At 40.0% G+C, this 22148-nt stretch carries 16 protein-coding genes; 10 read left to right on the top strand and 6 right to left on the bottom strand.

Annotated features, from left to right (window positions below; all coding sequences use genetic code 11):
* Positions 1-72 precede the first annotated feature (72 nt).
* Both V6R21_RS14665 and V6R21_RS14660 read right to left on the bottom strand, forming a co-directional pair.
* The gene (locus V6R21_RS14665; RefSeq protein WP_334244377.1) at positions 73-1431 is read right to left on the bottom strand and encodes a GAF domain-containing protein; all 1359 of its coding nucleotides are present in this window, start codon (positions 1429-1431) and stop codon (positions 73-75) included.
* A 126-nt stretch (positions 1432-1557) separates the two neighbouring features.
* Complete coding sequence (locus V6R21_RS14660; RefSeq protein ID WP_334244376.1) at positions 1558-3606, bottom strand: OmpA family protein; 2049 nt, start codon at positions 3604-3606, stop codon at positions 1558-1560.
* A gap of 188 nt (positions 3607-3794) precedes the next feature.
* On the opposite strand from V6R21_RS14660, the gene V6R21_RS14655 reads away from it, so the two are divergent.
* Together V6R21_RS14655 and V6R21_RS14650 are read left to right on the top strand one after the other, a co-directional pair.
* A complete protein-coding gene (locus V6R21_RS14655; protein ID WP_334244375.1) occupies positions 3795-5273 on the top strand; it encodes a nicotinate phosphoribosyltransferase in 1479 nt (492 codons plus the stop codon).
* A 211-nt stretch (positions 5274-5484) separates the two neighbouring features.
* Positions 5485-8250 carry a DNA translocase FtsK gene (locus tag V6R21_RS14650; protein WP_334244374.1) on the top strand — a complete coding sequence of 922 codons (2766 nt, stop codon included), beginning with the start codon at positions 5485-5487 and terminating at the stop codon, positions 8248-8250.
* An 819-nt stretch (positions 8251-9069) separates the two neighbouring features.
* On the opposite strand, the gene V6R21_RS14645 is transcribed toward V6R21_RS14650, so the two are convergent.
* Positions 9070-10878: a family 43 glycosylhydrolase gene (locus tag V6R21_RS14645; protein WP_334244373.1), complete on the bottom strand. Its 1809-nt coding sequence runs from the start codon at positions 10876-10878 to the stop codon at positions 9070-9072.
* A gap of 115 nt (positions 10879-10993) precedes the next feature.
* Positions 10994-12601: a glucoamylase family protein gene (locus tag V6R21_RS14640; RefSeq protein WP_334244372.1), complete on the bottom strand. Its 1608-nt coding sequence runs from the start codon at positions 12599-12601 to the stop codon at positions 10994-10996.
* Between the two features lie 750 nt (positions 12602-13351).
* On the opposite strand from V6R21_RS14640, the gene V6R21_RS14635 reads away from it, so the two are divergent.
* From V6R21_RS14635 to V6R21_RS14615, 5 genes are all read left to right on the top strand, one after another.
* Positions 13352-14011, top strand: coding sequence for a LolA family protein (locus V6R21_RS14635; RefSeq protein WP_334244371.1), 660 nt, complete (start codon positions 13352-13354; stop codon positions 14009-14011).
* Between the two features lie 168 nt (positions 14012-14179).
* A complete protein-coding gene (locus V6R21_RS14630) occupies positions 14180-14512 on the top strand; it encodes a tetratricopeptide repeat protein (protein WP_334244370.1) in 333 nt (110 codons plus the stop codon).
* A complete protein-coding gene (gene xseA, locus V6R21_RS14625; RefSeq protein WP_334244369.1) occupies positions 14502-15917 on the top strand; it encodes an exodeoxyribonuclease VII large subunit in 1416 nt (471 codons plus the stop codon). Before V6R21_RS14630 ends, xseA begins: the two co-directional genes overlap by 11 nt.
* Complete coding sequence (gene xseB, locus V6R21_RS14620; RefSeq protein ID WP_334244368.1) at positions 15902-16090, top strand: exodeoxyribonuclease VII small subunit; 189 nt, start codon at positions 15902-15904, stop codon at positions 16088-16090. Before xseA ends, xseB begins: the two co-directional genes overlap by 16 nt.
* A 13-nt stretch (positions 16091-16103) precedes the next feature.
* Positions 16104-16571, top strand: a complete 468-nt coding sequence (locus V6R21_RS14615) for a DinB family protein (protein ID WP_334244367.1) — start codon at positions 16104-16106, stop codon at positions 16569-16571.
* Between the two features lie 55 nt (positions 16572-16626).
* Here the strand turns inward: V6R21_RS14615 and V6R21_RS14610 are convergent, their stop codons facing one another.
* Positions 16627-17229, bottom strand: coding sequence for a class I SAM-dependent methyltransferase (locus tag V6R21_RS14610; protein ID WP_334244366.1), 603 nt, complete (start codon positions 17227-17229; stop codon positions 16627-16629).
* 33 nt (positions 17230-17262) lie between these two features.
* Positions 17263-17898: a MarC family protein gene (locus V6R21_RS14605; RefSeq protein ID WP_334244365.1), complete on the bottom strand. Its 636-nt coding sequence runs from the start codon at positions 17896-17898 to the stop codon at positions 17263-17265.
* Between the two features lie 283 nt (positions 17899-18181).
* Here V6R21_RS14605 and V6R21_RS14600 point away from each other — a divergent pair, with 283 nt between their 5' ends.
* The 3 genes from V6R21_RS14600 (at position 18182) to V6R21_RS14590 (ending at position 22075) form a co-directional block, all read left to right on the top strand.
* Positions 18182-19777: a glycoside hydrolase family 32 protein gene (locus V6R21_RS14600; protein ID WP_334244364.1), complete on the top strand. Its 1596-nt coding sequence runs from the start codon at positions 18182-18184 to the stop codon at positions 19775-19777.
* A gap of 21 nt (positions 19778-19798) precedes the next feature.
* Positions 19799-20671 (top strand): carbohydrate kinase family protein, encoded by an 873-nt coding sequence (locus V6R21_RS14595; RefSeq protein WP_334244363.1) that lies wholly within the window; start codon positions 19799-19801, stop codon positions 20669-20671.
* 66 nt (positions 20672-20737) lie between these two features.
* Positions 20738-22075, top strand: coding sequence for a sugar porter family MFS transporter (locus tag V6R21_RS14590; RefSeq protein WP_334244362.1), 1338 nt, complete (start codon positions 20738-20740; stop codon positions 22073-22075).
* The last annotated feature ends 73 nt before the right edge of the window (positions 22076-22148 follow it).

The raw sequence follows: 22148 nt of genomic DNA, 5'->3' as shown, positions 1-22148 counted from the left end.
CTGATCAATAAAAATGCCTAAGCGATATATTGCTTAGGCATTTCTTATTTTTAAGAAATAGACGTTCAGTCTCTAATCTTTGTTTTCCTGTTCTTCCAATCCATTGACCATCACCTTATACTCATTCAGTTCCCTAATTAATTCCCTTTCCCTTTGTTCAAGTTGCTGAATCTTTTCATTTGTCTGACTTTCCTGCTTCATCAATATTTCAGCTTGAGCCTTCGTCTTGTTAAGCAACTCCTTGGTAGATTCTGTCGCTAACCTGCTGGCAATTGCAAAAGACAAGGACTCTCCCATATGCTCCAGAAAGTCAATTTCATGGTCTTCAATACTTCTGAAAGAAGCCAATTCCATAACGCCTATCACTTTATCATCAACTTTCAATGGGATAAGTACCAAATACTCAGCTGACGCTTCTCCAAGGCCAGAGGTAATGACATAATACCCTTGCGGCACTTTATCTAAACGAATAGCTTTTTCTTCTACAAAACACTGCCCTACAAGTCCTTCATTCGGATGAACAAGTTGATTGCCTAAAAACTTCTTTCTGTCAAAGGCAAAACAAGAAACCCTTTGCAAAACAGGATTATCTTCACTGAGCATCAGGTATAATGCTACCTGATTGACAGATAGTGTCTGTACAACTTTGCTTACTATCTCATCATACAACTTCTGTAGGTCTTTCACCGAACGTATAACCTCAGTAAAAGATGTCAATTGCGCTATCTTCCAAGTTTCTTTCCTCTTCAGTTGCTCCTTTTCTTCTTCGCTTCTAATTAGCTTCAGAATATCTTCCTGTGCCTTTGACAATGAGTTGTTCAACTCTTCAATTTCTGCTTCCAATTTAGAAATCTTCTGGTTACTTTTTCCATAATCATCCAGCATGACAAAGAACATGGTAAACAGTATTGCGACAGCTACTAAGCCTTCAATAATAGAAATTCCAAACAAGTCTATTGGTCGCTCAACCATAAACATATTCAACCAATGCACAGCATCATCCATTGAACTGAAAATAATCAGGTTAATGACCAACACTCCCAATAACTGTATCAAATCCCTTCTATGATATAGCGAAAAAGGCAATACCAACATCACCACTTCCAACATATACATCCCTGCCTGTAAATCTTTTGGTCTAGTAACCAAGAATGCATTAAGATAATGTACTGCCAAAAGACAACTGACACTGAGCAACATTTTGGCAAACCCCGTCATTTTCGCGGCCATTAGTGCTAACACCAATAATTGTGTCAACAAGACTACAATGGGAACAAGAGCCAAAAAGGGGAAAATAGCGATAGCAACTATGGTAAAAATCAGGAGAAAACTAATAGCACCAACTGTTATCAAGTTTGTCCTACGGATATACTTATTATCCAACCTAAAGGCTTCCTCATTGGTCCCTAAGGTGAGAATAGAATGTAGCATAGATTATTGGGTTAATTTGTCTACCAATGTTGTATTTTCATTGGCAGTAAAGAGGTTTGTTTATTTATAAAAGAGATAGCATAACAGATAATTTATGCCTGTTATGCTATTAACAAAAGAAGACGATTATATATTTTTTATTCGTACTTCTACCCTTCTGTTATTTTGTTTTGCTTCTTCGGTTCTTTCCCTCGAAAGAGGTTGTGTGCTACCAAAAGCCTTTGTTGAAATTCTACCGGTATCTACCCCATGTTCAATCAGGTATTTTTTAACTTCCTGAACCCGTTTTTCCGACAATTCCATATTCAGGAATGGATTACCTTCCAGATCTGTGTGTCCTTCCAGTACGACTTCTACGGTTGGATATTCCTCAAATAACTTCACTAGCCTATTCAGTTCTGGAAATGACTCACTGAGTAGATTATGTTCACTCTGCCCGAAGAATACATTTTTTAGGGTGAGTTTTCTACCTGCATCCAGTAAGGTCAACCTTAAGTCTTTTTCTACTTCCTTATAGTTGGTCACATCCGTCAAATCGAACATTTCATTCTGAGAAATATATCCTTTTGAATTTGCCCAAATCGCATACTTTTCACCTATCGGTAAAATAATCTTATATGTTCCATCTGATGCACTTGACCGCCCTATTCCTTTGGATTTCTCTTCTCCCAACTTTTCATAGAAAACTTCTGCTTCGACTGGGCTGCCTGTATCACCATCTATCACCCTACCCTCTAGAATTACTACTGGCTGTGGCTGCTTTCCTTTTGGCAAGGTTGCACGATAAATATCTGCGCCACTGCTTTTGGAGTTTCTGTATGATACATAATAAGCATACTTGCCTGATGCTTCTACAGTATAGCCAGCATCCCAATTAGGAGAATTAAATTCAGGACCCAGATTTACTGGTTCAGTCCATCTGGTCCAACTATCATCAAGACGCCTTGCCACATACATATCTGTCATGCCAAAGCCACTATATCCCATTGAAGAGAAATATAACGTCTTACCATCTGCTGCTAAAAATGGGGTCAACTCTGTACTGGCTGTATTGATTCCTTTTCCTAAATTTTTTGGAGAAGTCCACAAACCATTTGGTTGACGAAAACATACATAGATATCACGGTCTCCAAAAGAATCATCTCTTTCGATCGCCAGAAGCATGATCTTCTGATCACTGGACAAGTTGAACTCACTATACTTACTGTTATTATAATAGTCTTTTATCAATTGTTTCTCAGGAAAAGTCCAACTGCCATCCTGTTTTCTGTAAGAGATCGAAACACCTCCTGTCGCTTCCCCACCCTTATTGTACACGTTACCTAAAAGGAGTGCTTTACCGTCTGCCGAGACAGAACAAACGAAGTTATGGTTCTTATCGTTGAGTGGTGCAGGCAATCGATATGGTTCTTTTTTACCGGACTGATCTAGTTCAGCAAACCAGATATCATCCATTTTTTTATCCCCAAAGTTTATTGGATGGTCTTTTCTTGTGAAGTACAACTCTTTTCCATCTGGTGAGATCACAGGCAAGGCCTCATCATACTTGGTATTGATTCCACCACCTAACCTCTCTACCACTACCTTATCTTCGTCTTCATATAACCCTTCCTGAATATTTATCTTAGGTTCTATCACATCCCTATCTTCTGAAATACCAATGGCATCTATATGATTAAAACCAGGTACTGCTTCAGTGTTCAATACCAGTTTCAACCCCTGAACCCTATAGTTTGTAGGTCTTCTCAATAAGATTCTGAACATTCTGCCTTCCATGGTAATGCTTTTCAGGTTCTTTTTCTCGTACTCCAGATGTTCACCACCATTCATATCATAAAGATAAATTCTCTGAACTGCTCCTGGATTATAGTTTTCCGCAATTGCTATTTGCTGAATAGCAACAGGGTGCCTGAATCCTACTTTAATCCACTCTCCTTCCTTATTACTTTTTTCGGCAGGAGACCAAGCGGTAAAAGAAGCTCCAGGATCAGGCAATTTGTTGGGTTTTCCTAAGACCTGTACGGCACGGTACTGCTGCGAATTCTCTGCAACAATATATTCTGATGAAACACCTAATACCGTATCTGCCCATTGCACAGTTGACGGGTATTGTGCCTGAACAGCAGAAGTAAGAATAAGCATCAATAAGATGAGAATGAAAGGTATTTTTCTCATTTTGTGATTGTTTTAGCACATGATAATAGCAGGTCAATTCTGTAAGACATGGGTTTTCCAATTGCCTGCCCGTAAATTTTACTGGTTGCGGTTAACGTTAGGTATACTCAATTAACAGAAAGTTGATAAATTCACGCAGCAATTGACTATTGCCTTTTGAACATTCTTTGATCAACCCCTAAAAAACTATGAATATTACAAAAGACCTTTACGGTACATCCCTTTCCCTGCTAACAGACTTGTACCAATTCACAATGGCATATGGTTATTGGAAAACAGGACATCTGAATAAGGAAGGCGTATTTCATGCTTACTTTAGAAAGCACCCATTTAAAGGTGGTTTTACGGTAGCTTGTGGCCTTGATTACCTGATTGATTTTCTTCAAAATTTAAAATTCTCTGCTGATGAAGTCGCTTACCTTGCATCCCTGAACGGCAGTGACGGAAAACCTCTGTTTGAAGAAGGGTTTATCGATTACCTCAGAGACTTTAAATTCAGTTGTGACATTGAAGCTGTTGCGGAAGGCACTGTTGTATTCCCCAACGAGCCTCTTGTAAGGGTGAAAGGTCCGATTTTGGAATGTATGCTTATTGAAACGCCCATTTTGAATATCATCAACTTCCAAAGCCTTATTGCAACAAAAGCAGCAAGACTGAGACTCTCTGCTAAGGACGATCAGTTACTTGAGTTTGGATTAAGAAGAGCACAAGGGATAGACGGTTCGTTAGCAGCAAGTAGAGCATCCTATATTGGTGGTTGTGATGCTACCTCCAATGTATTGGCAGGAAAGCTGTTCGGAATCCCTGTAAAAGGTACTCATGCTCACAGTTGGGTCATGTCTTTTGATTCTGAGCTTTCAGCTTTTGAAACCTATGCAGAAGCCATGCCGAATAACTGTGTTTTCTTGGTAGATACGTATGACACGATTCAAGGAGTAGCCCATGCCATTGAGGTTGGAAAAAAACTAAAAGCCCAAGGTCACGAATTAAATGGTATCCGTCTTGACTCTGGTGACCTTGCTTACCTGAGTATCCAAGCAAGAGAAATGCTGGATCATGCAGGGTTTGAAAGTACTGCAATTGTTGCTTCCAATGATTTGGATGAATACCTGATTGCCAACCTTAAGAATGAACAGAATGCTCAGATCAATATTTGGGGAGTTGGAACCAAACTGGCCGCTTCATTTGACCAACCTGCCTTAGGTGGGGTGTACAAGATTGGCGCAGTGAAGGAAAATAAAGATTCACACTGGAAATACAAGATCAAGCTGTCAGAACAACTGATCAAGGTTTCTAACCCTGGCATACAGCAGGTTCGCAGATATTATTATCCTGACGGACAATGTATGGCTGATATGATATTTGATGAGATAGAAGAACTACCAACAAAAATAAAGGTCATTGACCCATCTGATAGTTTCCGAAACAAACGAATTCCTGATTATACTGAATATGAAGACCTGTTACAACCTATCTTCAAAAAGGGAGACCTGGTATATAAAAGACCTGAAATCAAGGAAATAAAGGAAAGAGTGGCGCAGCAAATGAGTCTATTCCACAGTGGTATTAAGCGTTTCAGCAATCCGCATATTTACCCTGTAGGATTGGAAGAAAGCTTATACGATAAAAAATCTGCATTGATCCTGATGCACAAAAATGAAGAATAAACTCCCCTGATAAATACGGGTGACTGGTTTATCCCCTTCCTAACACACAGTCATCCGTATTTATCTTTATCCATGAAAAGTTCATTTTTTTCTACATGTTTTCTATTTTTCGAATTGAAACATCAACTTTTACAAACCAATTAAGTAAATACTTGATAGCCAATGGTCAATGTATCTGACCAAAAACTACCTGACTACTAACAAGATTTTTATGGCAACGACAAACAAAAACGTCAGAAAGAATACATATAAAAGACCTACGGAAGAAACCCCGGAGAAGAAATTTACCTTACCTAAATTCAACCCGAAGTTTTCACTGGCTTTTCTGGACGATAAACGCTTCAGAATGAGTATCGGCTTGTTGCTGGTGTTCTCTTCTATCATTACCTTATTTTCTTTACTCTCCTTTATTTTTACAGGAAAGGCTGATCAGAGTGTGATCGAATCTGTTGGACTTCAAAACTTACTTTCATCAGGACTTGAAGTTGAAAACTGGATTGGCCTTGTCGGAGCAGCAATTGCCCACTTCCTTGTATACCATACATTTGGAATTGGTTCTATTGCCATTATCCCTGTACTCTTTGTGGGAGGGTTGAAACTACTGACCAAACATGAAATTTTCCCTACCCAAAAACTGCTTTGGCTGGGTGTCTTTCTTATGATTTGGACCAGTATTCTTTTTGGATACTATGTAGTGATTAAGGAAAGCCCTAACATGCTTGGTTTTCTTTCAGGCTCTATTGGGTACTTATTAGCTGAAGGACTTTACAGCCTTACAGGATGGGGAACAATCCTGATCTTGTTGGCTTCAATGGGTATTTTCATCATTTACAACTTCCGAACTTCTACCTTGGAAGGCTTGGCTGTTAAATGGTTCGGAAAGTACTTTGGCAAAGAACCCGAAACAACTGACGCTGATAAGCATGAAATGCCTAAAGACTTGGATGAAGAAATGTCCAAGGCTGATGAGGAAGCTGATGACGAATCAGACCTAGACGAGGAAGATGAGCCTGAAGCAGCAAAAGAACGTTATTACCCTGCCACTGCCGAACAGCTTAAAGAGTATGAAAAACAAGCTACGGCTCAACAAGGCAGCAATATTGTCATTCACAGTGCAGGACAGGTAATTGTCCACGGTGACGAGAATCGCACACAAATCAGACAGGATAAGCAGGCGCAACAGGAGGTTAGACAACCTGAAAAGCAAGAGTTTTCAATCAATGTCAATTTCCCTGACAAAGAGAATCAAGCTCCTGAAAAACAAGTAATAAAAGAAATCACAAAGGTTGAGCAGACCAAACAGCAGTATCCTGTAAAAGCAGCACCTGCCCCAGTGCCTCAAAAAGAAACTTTTGAAATTGAGGACACAGAGGAAGGACATACACTTAGCGTGACTGATACTTCTGAAGTGGACAAGGCTGATGTAGAAAGCATCAAAGACTTGGTAGGCGAACAGTTGACAATCGAGGACATGGACCACTACGATCCTAAACTGGACCTTGGCAGATACCAATACCCTGACCTTGACTTGCTGAATGAAGCTCCAACTGATAAAATCAAAGTAACTGAAGAGGAACTTGCCAAAAACAAGGAAAAGATTGTAGAAACGCTGAATGACTTTAAAATCAATATCAAATCCATTTCAGCGACGATTGGTCCTACAGTTACACTATATGAAATTGTACCTGAGTCTGGTATTAAGATTTCAAGAATCAGAAGTCTTGAAGATGACATTGCCTTGAGTCTGGCCGCATTGGGTATCCGTATTATTGCGCCAATTCCAGGAAAAGGAACTATCGGTATTGAAGTTCCAAATGAAAACTCCGAACTGGTTTCTATGCGTTCTGTTTTGGCAACCAAAAAGTTTGTCAATACAGATAAGGCACTTCCTGTTGCCTTTGGACGAACCATTTCGAATGAAGTATTTGTCGCAGATTTGGCTAAAATGCCTCACTTGCTGATGGCAGGTGCGACAGGTCAAGGTAAGTCAGTAGGTATCAACGTAATTCTGACTTCACTGCTTTACAAAAAACACCCATCAGAACTGAAGTTTGTGATGATCGACCCTAAAAAGGTTGAACTTTCTCTTTTCAATATCATTGAGCGTCATTATCTGGCGAGTTTGCCTGATGCGGAAGAAGCAATTATTACAGATACCAAAAAGGCGGTTTATGTCTTGAACTCACTCTGTATCGAGATGGATTCAAGGTATGACCTGCTGAAAAAGGCAGGAACAAGGAATATTGCAGAGTACAATAAGAAGTTCCAAAACAGAAAACTTAATCCGAACAAGGGACATAGATTCTTGCCGTACATTGTGTTGGTCATTGACGAGTTAGCTGACTTGATGATGACAGCAGGCAAAGAAATTGAAACACCTATAGCTCGATTGGCACAACTTGCCCGTGCGATTGGCATTCACTTGGTAGTAGCAACACAGCGTCCTTCAGTAGATGTCATTACGGGTATGATCAAGGCAAACTTCCCTGCCCGTCTTTCGTTTAGAGTATCGTCCAAGATTGACTCACGTACAATTCTGGATGCAGGGGGCGCTGAGCAATTGATTGGTCGTGGTGATATGCTACTATCCAATGGCAATGAGATGATTCGTCTCCAATGTGCCTTTGTTGATACAGAAGAAGTAGAACGATTATGTGAGTATATCAGCAACCAGCAAGGTTATGATACTGCTTATATGCTACCTGAGTTTGAAGGTGAAAATGAATCAAGTGCAGGAGGTGTTAACCTTGCAGATCGGGATGAACTGTTTGAGGAAGCTGCCAGACTGCTGGTAAGACATCAGCAAGGAAGTACTTCCCTGATACAAAGAAAGCTAAGCCTTGGTTACAACCGTGCAGGCAGAATCATTGACCAGTTAGAAGCTGCCGGTGTAGTTGGTCCATTTGAAGGTAGTAAAGCCAGACAGGTATTGGTAAATGACGAAGTAAGTCTTGAAATGCTCTTAAGTAGCTTATAAAACAGCTCTTTTCTTAAAGAAAACTGAAATACAATTACATATAAAAAGCCTTCGAACAGTATACTGCTTGAAGGCTTTCTTATTTAATGATGGTTAGAGCTTAGCTATATTCTTTTATTGAATTAGTAGAAAAACAAACTGAAATTGGATGGGATAGGTTATCATTTACATTCTCCCTTTCTCACTTCCATCAGTATCTTCAATAGTTCAGATAATATACTCCATAAAAATATCTATCAAGCTCAAACAGGCTTAAGTAAGTTATTAAAGGAGTTTCATCAAAAGGAATTAATAAATCACCTTTCCACATCAGGATACAACTCCCTCATTACAAATAGAATAATTCACAGGAAATAAAAAAAGCCTATCCAATATCGACAGGCTTTAGTGGTGTTTATTTTCCCGTACAAAACTAATTGTAGGGTGTTCCTTTAATATATAACAGATAAGAAGTCTTTTTTCCCCCTCACTTTTTTAAAAAATTAAAATAATTTTTCTCAGTCTTCATTATAGCATTCCTAAACCTCTTTCAATAAAATGCTTACTTATTGATTTTATGACACTTATAATCTGGTTTAAATCAAGAAATTGAGTTATTAAAAAATACATTTTGACTGATCAGAAGAGAGAATGACAAGCGCTAACTAAAATTTATAATATTTAGTTACCACTATTACATAAATCACTGTTTATCAATTCATTTTAAATAAAAAAACCGTAAAGCCTAAAATTGACTTTACGGTAACTTTTTGAAAATCAGCAATATTTTATCTTATACTGAATCCATTTAGTTTTATATGTTATAACTCACCTTAGCGATTATTTCATCAATACAGGCTCCGTTCTTTCTGAGATACCATTCTCATTAAATGCCTCAATCGAAATGTAATAAGGAGTATCACGGTCAAATGAAGGAATTTTCAGCTCATTCTTATCATAAACAAGCCAAGAGTTATAAAGCTTGTCAGGTGCAATACCCCAATAGATATTATAACCTTGCGCGCCTTTTACTGCATCCCAATTAAACTGCGCTTCTCTCCTATCTTCTTCTCTATTAATCTTTAGGTTCTTCACCATTTTTGGTTTGGCTCCTTCACCTAAGCCAAAGATTCTGATCTCTGACAAAGCAAAATACGGTGTAGGTGCATGGATATGATTGTAACGTACATACCTTGCCTTGACAGGCGTTTTAAGCTGAACATAATCATTCGGTACATCCTTATCATTATTGCTCTTGTCTATTACAGTTTCCCATTTCTTGCCATCCTTTGAGACCTCTACTTTATAGCGGTGGTACATATCGGGTTTTCTACCGTAGATATCTGACTTATGATCATGGTAATTAACCTGAAGCGCATAAATATTGCTTGGTTTCTGCAAGTCAATCTTCACCCACTGGCTGTCATCATTAGCTTCGGCTACCCAAAAGGACTTTGTATTCTCGTCAGTCAAAACAGTCGTTTCAATCTCCCCTTTCTTATTGCGTACTGTAGGAATTTCTTCAGTATCGTAATGTCCATCAGTAGAAGTACTTCTTCTTTCCTGCAAGTAAACAGATGAAATCGTTGTTGGCTTATTGTATGAGAGTAACATCCACCCAGTTGGCTCGCCTTTTTTACCCTCTTCGGTAGCGGCAAAACGAGGGTAGTCACCATAATGGGTATTGCTGTACATCAATCCATCCTTATCAAAATGTGTAGGGAACATACAGATACGTCTCTCCCAATGTGCATTGGAAGCCAAAGCCATTGAGGCAAAGTGCCAGAACTGACCACTTGTATCTTCCATTGTCGAACCATGTCCTGCACCATTCATAAACCCTCCTGGCTTAAAGCACATCGGGTTGTTTGGCATGTACTTATAAGGTCCTAGTGGATGATCGGCAATATATACACCATCCCCATATACATTAAACTGCGTTCCGGGAGCTGCATACTGAAGGTAATACTTGCCATCGTGCTTTGTCATCCACGGACCTTCTATATAACCTTCTTTCAAAGTTGGGTGAAAGTTGTTTTCACCAAATCTCTCCCAACCATGCGCTGCTTCATCAAGGTTAAAAAGCTCATACTTCTTATCCTCTGCCACAAAACGCTTGTTCTTATTCATCTTGCGGGCTCTGATTGGGAACTTGTTTGAAGAACCCCAATACATATATGCTTCCCCATCATCGTCGATAAACAAGGCAGGGTCTTGAATATTATGGATAATGGAAGGCGCTCCTTTCCAATCCCCTTTTTTTGGATCATCAGTGTACAGGATACTCATGGAGCCTGATGGGTTACCTGCCACATACAATACGGAGTCTTTATAGTTGAAGGCTGCCGGAGCATTAGAACCTTGGAAATACCATCTTTGTGGCTCAATAAAATCCCAGTTTTGTAAATCTGTTGAATGCCAGTAACCCATTGACCTTGTCACGAACATGTAATACTCACCACGAAATTCAACTACTGCTGGGTCCGCACCCGAACGGTATGAAATGTCTTTGTGTGAGTTATAGATCATATATGTGTAATCCAGATTTACAGGATTACAATAAGTTGCTGGAAGTGATTCCTGAGCAGTCACTCCAAAAGGGAGCATTACTGCCATCACAGCTACCATTATGTAGAAATATCGCATCATAGCCTTTTATTAAATTGCCTTATTTGAAGTATCAGGTCCCCATTACATTTATTTATCCAACATTCCTGAAATGTAATCTTGTACTTAACACAACATGCGGGGACCTTTTACTAATTTATTTTACCTGAATCTCACGGTTATTGATCTTGAAATTGAGCTTCTTCAACCCTTTCAAAACATCCGTGTTTTTCATAAAGTTTTCCCAAAGCAAACCTGAGCGGTGATTTTCAATCATCACTAGAATAGGTCCCTGATCAATCGCGATGTAGGTCTTTCTCACCTGATTTTTCAAAGGTCCTTCTACATTCAGGTTGATGCCATCATAAAAGCCCATAGGTCCGAAAAGCTCTCTACCATAGTTTCTATAGAAGTTCTTAAGCACGCCCATTGACTCTTCAGGCGTATATGGCATTGATGACAAAGCAGCTGTTGGCTGAACATTTCCTCCATCTCTTACATAACCAGGACAAAACGCATTATATCCTGTTGGCACTTTATCACCTGCTGTCAATCCCCAGAAGTTCTCACCATAGCCTTCATACCCATATGGGTTATTGATACAATACTGGCGGTTAATCAAAGTATGTGCTTTGTTCTGTTCCCAGTAATTAGCATACATATCTGACAACCCTCTTGGGTCAAGACCCAGATATGAATAGTGGGCAAAGAATAGCGGCCCACCATACCAACGTTTGCTTCCCAATGGAAGAATCATGTCAAAATATGTCTCATAATTGGCGAAGTTTGGATTGTCCCAACCAGCCCAGCTCTTGTGGTACGCTTCTGTCGGGATACTATGAGAAGGTGAACTACCTGCCAGAATATAGGTGATAAAGCACTCGTTATAACCCCTGATTCCGTGGTTTTTCTCAAATCCATGGTCTGGAGACCAGTGCCAGATCAGGTACTCCTGTCCATTGGTATAGAAGTCCCATTCCATATCTTCCCACAACTTGGTGATGCGTTCACGAAGTTGCTGTTCTTTCTTTCCATTTCCATCAAAGTATTGTCTTGCTGTCAGCAGTCCTTGTGCCATAAAAGATGATTCTACGATATCGCCACCATTATCCTTATGACCGAATTCCACTACTTTCTTTGCATCACCGTCATACCAGTGTGCCCACATGCCATGAAACCTATCAGTCTCCTCCAAGAACTTCGTAACTTTCAGCAAGTGATCTACTGCTTGCTCTCTAGTGATCCAACCTCTTTCAGCACCTACAATAATTGCCATTACGCCAAAGCCCGAACCACCTACAGTTACCACTTTGTCTCCAAGCTTATGCGCATCACGCTCACGTGACATCCCTGTTGTAGGGTGTGCAAAATCCCAGAAATATCGGAACGTATATTGCTGAACCATCTCCATCAGCTCTTCATCCGAGAAGTCACGGATACTTGCAGAGATCATATCAGTTGGTTTTGACTCCTTACCTTTTTCCGTAACAGCCGTGATCTTATACTGTACTGTAATATTTCTTCCCTGATCATTGACAAAGTCCATATACCAATGTTCATCGGTTGTCCCTCTATGCACAAACTCATTTCCACCATCAAATGAAGCATAGACATTAAACTTGGTTCCTTCTTTTTCAGAAGAATCCCATTTCAATTCTATATGACTATCATATCCATCTGCCGTCACTTTGGTCGGTTTGGACTGTCCAAATGCCACTGTCAAGATAGAAAGTGACATAGTTAAGCTGATCAGAAGTTTTTTCATTAGTACAATATTTATTATTTAGCTGTTGTTTCAGTTATTCTTATCCCTTTGTTGATGCCTCAGGCACATCACCTATTTCAATTGCACGATTGTAGCGTTTGAAGCCTTTCAGAATATCGTCAGTTACTATTAAGTTGTCCCAAAGTGGAGTACCCTTTCATCCAGTGACCAAAATTGTTGTTATTAAAAAATGTAGATGCTGTACTTTCATAACCAATTGATGGTTACTCCCCTTTATTATCCTTTTAACAGATTGATAGCCCAAACATATCTCCCTGTCAAAAAAACACAAAGCAAAAAAGCTTATCTCCAACACATAAGGCGTCTTTTAAGAGGTAAAAAACACTTGTTATTTTACCTATCAAAAACATTATTACCACCTACTATTCAATACATTAAACTCTAAACGCAAAATACTATAGTCGTTTTAAAAACATAAAGTGTACAATCAATACTTTTTAACTGAAAGCTACCAAAAATCCTGTTCTTCCAATATGCTTTAAATCACCCAATCAAACGGGGCACATCAGGGTCAGATTAGTACTATCCCAATATTGTTGATCATAAATTGTGTTAAGAAATAGTTCCAATTATGTCACTTTGGTCATGGTTTTTGTCAAAGGCTATATCGGACCAAAGTACAAAAGGAGGATCTCAAAAAAATCTTAAAAAGAAAAGGAAGGTCTCGGATGTGTCTTTTTTTATATATTTTTGCTTGAAATTATACAACAACCAATAATGATTTACCTAATGAAAAAGCTAACACTTCTTGTTACAATACTTTTTTCGATTGCTCAAGCTTCGTTTGCTCAACAAGATGCAAAAGCAAGAGAAATCTTGGATGCCATGAGCGCCAAATACCAAAAGATGAATTCATTCAAAGCTGATATTGAGCAAAAGATTTTTAGTGTTGCTCAAAACCAGCAATTGGGTTCAATGGAAATTGAAGCAACTGTTAAAGGAGATAAATACAGACTGAAAATCGGTGACCAAATCATTTACAACAATACCGAAACAGTTTGGACATATATGAAGGATATTGAGGAGGTAAACGTTTCAAATGCCAACAACAGTGCTGAAAGCCTGTTGAGTGCGCCTTCGAAGATTTACACTATCTATAAGGATGGTTTCAAATACCTTTATATGGGCACAAAATCAGAGGATGGCACTACTTACCATGTAGTTGACTTGTCTCCAAACAAGGATATCAAGGCAAACTTTTACAAGTTAACCATGTATATCGACACAAAAGACAACTCACTGACAAAATGGGAAGTATTTGAGAAAGGTAACCAAACTCGCTACCTGTTTACGGTAAAAGACTTCAAGCAAAATGTAAGCGTTACAGATGCTGACTTTGAATTCAGCGTAAAAGCTAACCCTGATGTTGAAGTAGTGGATTTGAGATAGTCACATTTCAGAAATTAATACAATTAAGACACCTCAAGGAATCCTTATTCCCTGAGGTGTTTTTTTGTGTCCACACGCGAATGCCTCACTCCGTCTTGTATACAGCTTCTTCCTTCTTATCTTTGTTCAATATCTGTTTCAAATTTTACAAATCGTACTTATAAACGAATGAATCAGCAACGACTTGACAAGCTGTTTGAGTTTCAAAAAGAGGATCCGAATGATCCATTTATCATTTATGCCATTGCCAATGAATACAATGGGCACGACAATGAGACTGCCTTAAAATATTACAATCAACTGCTTGACGAGCACGAAAACTATACGGGTACTTACTACCATGTGGCGGCACTGTATACACAGCTAGGTGATAGAGAAAAAGCAGAAAGCATTTACAAAAAAGGTATCTTGATCTGTCAGCAGGAGAAAGACAGACACGCACTGAGCGAACTTCAAAGAGCTTACAACGACTTCCTATACGACGACGAAGATGAGTGGTAACAGTCCAAAGGCATATTCCCTACTACAGCTAAATACCAGCATTCAGAAGGTGATTGATGGCATTGGCAAAAGTATCTGGATTACGGCAGAAATTGCCTCTTCCCAGAAGCGGAATGGTCACGTCTATCTGGAACTGGTACAAAAAGACCATACACAGATTGTAGCCAAGGCGAGGGCAATGATCTGGGCATCGCAATTATCAGTCATCAAAACGGATAGAGGACATGATACAGATCAGTTGTTAAGTACCGGCACCAAAGTGATGATCAAGGTGACAGTCACTTACCATACTGTACATGGTCTCTCCTTACAGGTATATGACATTGACCCTGCCTATACTGTTGGTGAACTTGAACTGAAGAGAAGGCAAACAATTGAAAGGCTACAGAAGGAACAACTGATTGACAGGCAATCCTATCTAAGAATGCCGCTTGTTCCCCAAAAAATTGCTGTAATCAGTTCTGAAAATGCATCCGGTTATGCTGACTTCGTAAATCAGCTGGTCAACAATGCTTATGGCTACCATTATCAGTTGACCCTTTTTCCTGTCAGTGTACAAGGTGAGAAGGCTTCAAAAGAGATTGTTTCCAGAATAGCCGAAATTGACTGCAACAACTTTGACATCATGGTAATCATAAGAGGCGGAGGCTCCAAATTAGACCTTCAGCCATTTGATGAATACGATGTTGCACATGCCATTGCCCAGCTCCCACTTCCGGTCATTACAGGTATTGGACACCATACAGATGAATGTGTGGCAGATATGGTGGCGCATACGGCGGTCAAAACACCTACAGCAGCCGCTGAGTTAATCTTAAGGCTGGCTTCAAATTTTGAAGCTGCAATGGAAGAAGGTTATCAGCAAGTTTCAAAGCTTGCACTACAGATTATCCTCACCCAGCAGGATAGAATCAACTCAATAAGTCAGCGTATTGGTCAATTGGCAAAAGAGTCAGTCAACAAAAACAAAGGCGAACTCGATCAGTTATTTTTGAGTTTAAAACTCAATGCCAAATACCTGCTGGATAAAAAAGTGGAAGAGCTGAACCAAATACAGCATTCTGTCAGGCTTAATGCCAAGCATATTACGGAGAAGCAATCAGAGGAACTGACACTGCTTCTGCAAAGCTTTAAACAGCAGACCAAGTACCTGTTTGAAAGGAAAAATGAGGAACTCAATACCTTGGAATGGAAGATCCAAACACTGGATCCTTTGGAATTGATGAGAAAAGGCTATTCCATTACACTATTGGATGGCAAACCCATCAATGCAGAGAATACACCCAAAGCAGGCGATAAACTCAAAACCATTCACCATGATTTTGAGATTGAAAGTACTGTTGATGAAGTAAGGGATACAAACTTAGCACAGGCTGAAACTGAAGAAACATGGAAGAAAAAATAACCTACGAAGACGCTTTAAAAGAATTGAAAAACATTCAGCAATTACTGGAAAAAAACGAAATTCCCATTGACCAAATTGCTGACAAGATCAAACGAGCGAATGAGCTGCTGCTCTATTGTCGCACCAAACTTCGTTCAGCTGAGGATGAAATAAATAAAGCATTGGAAAATTAAACTCACACAACACATGGATTACCAATTCAAACTGCTGAGACAATCACGCCAAAACCTGCTTCGCTTTACTGAACAGTTTACCCTAGAGGAACTCAACGAGGTTCCTGAAGGCTTCAACAACAATATTATATGGCATATGGGGCATATTTTGGTGACACAGCAGCTGCTTTGTTACAAAAACGCAGGAGTTCCATGTCGTATCAGTGATGAGATTATCAACCAATTTAGAAAAGGAACCAAGCCAGAAGCACTTGTTCCGGAAGAGGAAGTTACCTTTATCAGAAAAAGGCTAACACAGACTCCAAGCCTATTGGAGGAAGACTTCAGAAATGGACTTTTTGGAGAGTATAATGAAATATCAACCAGTTTTGGCAATACCATTTCCAATATTGAAGAGGCAGTTGTTTTCAATAACATACACGAAGGCATGCATTTCGGTTACCTGCTTGCGCTGAGAAGGGCACTAACCAAAACTGTATAAAAGCAAAAGCCAAGAGAAGTCCGTTTTGCCGCACTTCTCTTGGCTTAGTTATATATTATCGTTTCTTGCCTACCAACCTAATCAAGGATGCCTCCCCTTGATGGTATGTACCTTCATCCAATAATTGTGACACTTTCTCTATACGAATATCTGTTAGCAAGTCACCAAAATCAGACATCAGCATTTCCTCATCAAAAAGCATCTCCAGCACTTTTGGTCCACCTGAAGGCTTCCCAAACTGCTCTTTGGAAAATCCTTCCAAAATCAACGTTCCACCAGGTTTCAAAAAACCGATTAGCTTTCGGTGATACGCATTTCTGACTTCAGGAAAGGTATGCGCATAAACCAATGCAACAGCGTCAAAACTTTCCGCTTCAGCTTCAAATGTATCAAAGCCTTTCAGCTCATATTCTATCTGAACACCTGCATCATCTGCCAAAAGCATCGCCTTTCTTCTACCCTCTTCACTGATATCAAAGGCTGTCACCTCCCATCCCTGTAAAGCGGAAGTAACGGCATTGCGTCCTTCCCCTTCAGCAGGTAGCAACAGTTTTCCCGGTTTGAGTTGTTCCAACTGTGACTTTACAAACTGACTACCTTGTTTACCATAAGCATATTCCTGACTGGCAAACCTTTCATCCCAAAATTCTTTATTCATCGCTATCTCAAATTAGCAGGTACAAATATTGGTTTATTTAGCCATCATTTGGTGGATAATTGGTGTTAGTCCACTGAAGAAAAACTCCACCGCAATGACCATCACAATCAATCCCATCAGTCGCATCATGACATTGTTTCCGGTTTCACCCAAAAATCTGATAATCTTTGACGCACTGTAAAGAATTGAATACGTCAGTACCATGACCAACAAAATAGCAACAATCAGGGTTACTTTTTGTTCTAAAGTCTCTGCGTCCTCCATCAGAACAATAGCATTGGTAATAGCTCCCGGACCACAAATCATTGGAATTGCCAATGGTGTAATGGAAATATCCCGTACATAAGTTTTCACTTCAGACTCCTTCACCTTTACCTTGTTCAGTCTCGCCTGAAGCATGTCCATTCCCATCAGGAAAAAGATAATACCACCAACAACCCGAAAGCTGTTTACTGAAATCCCAAAGAAATTGAATAGAAGCTGCCCTGAAAAAGCAAATGCCAAGATAGTGAAGAAAGAAACTATGCTGGCTCGCTTGGCTGTAGCGACCCTTTCTTGCTGATCAAGCTCCGAAGTCATGGTTACAAAAATCGGCATTGTCCCCAAAGGGTTAATCAGCGTAAAAAATGAAGTAAAACACAAAAGTCCGAATGAAAAAAGTTCGCTCATACAGATACAGGTCTTTCCCAGATTTATTTTGAAAAAGTGCAATATATATAATCGATCAAATTTTCCTACATCCATTTTTTGACACTCATACAAATCAGAAATCTAAAATAGATGGCAAAGGAATCACTTGGCTAACGGACAAAAATAACACTGTGCAAATGCTTTGTTTTCTTAAAATAAAGCGCGGAACTGCCTAACAGGTATTGTTGTTCTGACATTAAAAAACATTGCAAAATAATTATATATTAAGTCCTGTTTTCACTCGACTAATTACCAAGCACACATGATGACTTCCCACTCATATTGGAACAGAGCATTTTTGGTATCATTGCTTTTTATGATAGCCTGCAGTGTTCCTGAACAAAAGAAACAGGAAATACAGACAGGAACCGATGAACCCCAATTTGAGCCTTATCAGGAGCCTTTCAGACCCCAATATCATTTCTCTCCACCTGCCAACTGGATGAATGACCCGAACGGAATGGTTTTTTATAAAGGCATGTATCACCTGTTTTACCAGTACTACCCAGACAGTACAGTCTGGGGACCTATGCACTGGGGACATGCAGTCAGTTCAGATATGGTCTATTGGGAAAACCTCCCCATTGCGATCTACCCCGACACAATGGGCTATATCTTTTCCGGAAGTGCCGTAGTAGACGAACAATTCAGTAGTGGTTTTGGAAAAAAAGGAGACCCTGCCCTTGTCGCTATATTCACTTACCACAACCCCAAAAAAGCCTCTGAAAATGCGCGTGATGTACAATCACAAGGCATCGCTTTCAGCAATGACAATGGCGAGACATGGAATAAGTATGACAAGAACCCTGTACTGGAAAGTTCAGGAATACCCGACTTCAGAGACCCAAAAGTCATGTGGCACGCACCCAGCAAGAAATGGATTATGTCTTTGGCGGTAAAGGACCATATCGAGTTCTACTCCTCTCCTGACCTGAAAATGTGGAAGAAGGAAAGTGAATTCGGAAAAGACAAGGGGGCTCATGGCGGTGTTTGGGAATGTCCTGACCTATTTACCCTTAAAGTGGATGACAAAGACAAATGGGTTTTGCTGGTCAGTATCAACCCTGGAGGACCAAACGGTGGCTCTGCTACACAATACTTTGTTGGAGACTTTGACGGAAAACAATTTAACCTTGAATACCCGCTGGACAGTGCTGTTTGGCTTGACTGGGGAAAGGATAACTATGCAGGAGTCACATGGTCCAATATCCCTGAAGAAGATGGCAGAAGGCTCTTCCTTGGCTGGATGAGCAACTGGGAATATGGTCAGGCTGTACCCACCAAAACCTGGAGGAGTGCCATGACACTACCTCGATCTTTAGGACTTGTAAAAACGACAGACGGTTACCTCCTGACAGGCACTCCTGTAGAGGAACTTAAAACACTAAGGGAAGACCATGCTGTACAATCTAATATTGAAGTGAGTGATCCTCCCGTGGAGCTTGACATACTGGATGGCACCAATAACCAGTTTGAACTCAAAGCCAATATAAGCCTCAACATGTCCAAAAAGTTGGAAGTAAAACTTTCTAACCGAGAAGGCGAACAAGTCACCATTCTGATTAATACAGAAACAAATGAATTGGTCATTGACCGAACCAGGTCCGGAAATGTGGCTTTTGAAAGCCATTTCCCTGCCATTGTCAAAGGACCGCTGCCTCCACTTGACCAGAAACAAATCGACCTTCACCTTTTTGTAGACAAGGCTTCAATGGAAATCTTTATCAACAAAGGACAACTGCAAGTGACAAACCTTATATTCCCTGACAAACCTTATAACAAATTACTTATTTCGGCAGACAGCAAGGCTGTCATAGATACACTCGAACGCTGGAATCTTACTTCCATTTGGCAATAATTAAAATCTAAGCGCCACCAGATGAAACCATTTAAAATAATTGGACTAGGAGAAATTATTTGGGACATGCTTCCTTCAGGTAAACAACTTGGAGGTGCTCCTGCCAACTTTGCCTACCATGCAATGCAATTAGGAGCTGAAGCATATGTAATCAGTGCAGTTGGTAAAGACAATCTAGGAAAAGAAATACTCCACCAAATACATGAAAGAGGCTTGAACAGCCTGATCAGCATCACAGATTACCCTACAGGTACTGTGGATGTAGAAGTAACCCCAAAGGGAATCCCGACCTACACCATCCATGAGAATGTGGCTTGGGATCACATTCCTGCCACAGAAAAAGTAATGGAAGTTGCTAAAGAAGCTGATGCCATCTGCTTTGGCTCTTTGGCGCAAAGGTTTGCTGACTCCAGAAAAACGATCATATCCATACTGGAGGCCTCCAAAGAAAACTGTATAAAAGTATTTGACATCAATTTAAGGTTGGATTTTTATACAAAAGAAGTGTTGAAAAATGCTTTACGCCATGCTGACATTCTGAAAATCAATGAAGAGGAATTACCTATTCTGGCTTATGAAATGGGATGGGAAGTCTCTGATGAATTTGTATTACCTAAACTGATCAGGCACTTTGACCTTGAGCTGGTCGCTTTTACCAAAGGGGAAAATGGCAGCATTCTGATCAATGACAGTGATGTCTCTGAGCTTCCAACCCCAAAAGTAGAAGTAGCAGATACCATTGGTGCTGGAGACTCATTTACTGCCGCCTTAATAATTGGGCTGCTAATGAATAAACCTTTACAAGAAATCCATCAGAAAGCGGTAGATGTTTCTGCTTTTGTTTGTACCCAACATGGCGCCATGCCAAAACTTCCAGAGCATCTCAAATATTGAGAAACTGACCTTTAAAATACCTATTCATCAATTATAGAATCTTCTCAAAGAAAAATAAACGATGATATGAAGGAAGTAAGCGGATATCTCTACAGGGCTATCGGAATTGTTGTAATCGGCAGCTTACTGTTTGGGATTAATATGGCTGCAGTATCAGGAGCCGTTTCCCTTGTGCAGGCTGCATTTACCTTATCCGATTTTCAAATCGGAATTGTTGTAAGTGCCATGATTATCGGTTGCATGATAGGGGCTTTTACAGCAGGCTCCTTAAGTGACAAAAGAGGAAGAAAAGCCACATTTATCTATGCAGCTATTTTATTTTCAATCTCAGCGATTGGCTGTTATATCGCTAACTCCATGTGGGTATTGGCATTTGCCAGAATATTGGGAGGAATTGGGGTTGGTACTGTATCAGTGGTGGTCCCTACTTACATCAGTGAAGTATCACCAGCCAAAGTAAGAGGTACTTTGGGTACACTCAATCAACTCGGGATCGTCATCGGTATATTACTTGCCTACATTATTGATTATGCTGCCTCACCTTTGGAAAACAATTGGCGGATTATGTTGGGTCAGCCCCTCCCTTTTGCCTTATTGTTTTTATTCCTACTAATATTCTTCCTACCCGAAAGTCCTAGATGGCTTATCAATGCCAAAAAGGAAAAGAAAGCCGCTGTTATACTTGAAAAGATGGGTGGCAGAATTTATGCCCTTGAAGTAATGGCTTCCGTCAAAGGTGTACAGTCTGAGTCCGTACAGCAAACCTCACTATCCTCTCTTTTTAAGGGAGGAATGGGAAAGGTAATTGGAATTGGAATACTGCTCGCCACCTTCCAACAGGTTACCGGTATCAATGCGGTTATCTCCTACGCTCCTGTCATATTTCAGCAGTCAGGAGTTGGTGGAGATACTGCTTTGCTCCAGTCAATATTGGTTGGAGTAGTAAACTTTCTTTTTACCTTGGTGGCACTTTGGGTAATAGATAGGGCTGGCAGAAAAGTCCTGCTTTTGTATGGAGCTGCCGGAATGAGCGTTTTCTTGTTCTACCTGACTTATTCCTTTACGGTTGACTCACAAGGAATCGGTGTCTTGATTTCACTACTGGGGTACATTGCATTCTTTGCCGCTTCTTGGGCTCCTGTTATGTGGATTGTCACTTCTGAGATTTACCCTAATAACATTCGAGGCGCTGCCATGTCTGTCTCAACTGCCATCAGCTGGGTTTGCACTTTTATATTGGTTCAGTTTTTCCCATGGATGCTCTCTAACCTTGGAGGGGCTGTTACCTTCGGGTTGTTTGGTATTTTTAGTGTGCTCGCTTGGGTTTTCACCAAAACAATGGTTCCAGAAACAAAAGGAAAGTCTTTAGAAGAAATAGAACAGGAACTAGGAATCGACAACTAAAAATCATGACATAAAAAAGCAGCATACGTTTTTAATGTATGCTGCTTTCGATCTTATATCTTAAAAACGATAG

The organism is Limibacter armeniacum, from assembly GCF_036880985.1.
In the GTDB taxonomy this organism is placed as follows: domain Bacteria; phylum Bacteroidota; class Bacteroidia; order Cytophagales; family Flammeovirgaceae; genus Limibacter; species Limibacter armeniacum.
The sequence above is the reverse complement of the archived record's forward strand: the minus strand, read 5'-3'. Positions and strand labels throughout refer to the sequence as shown.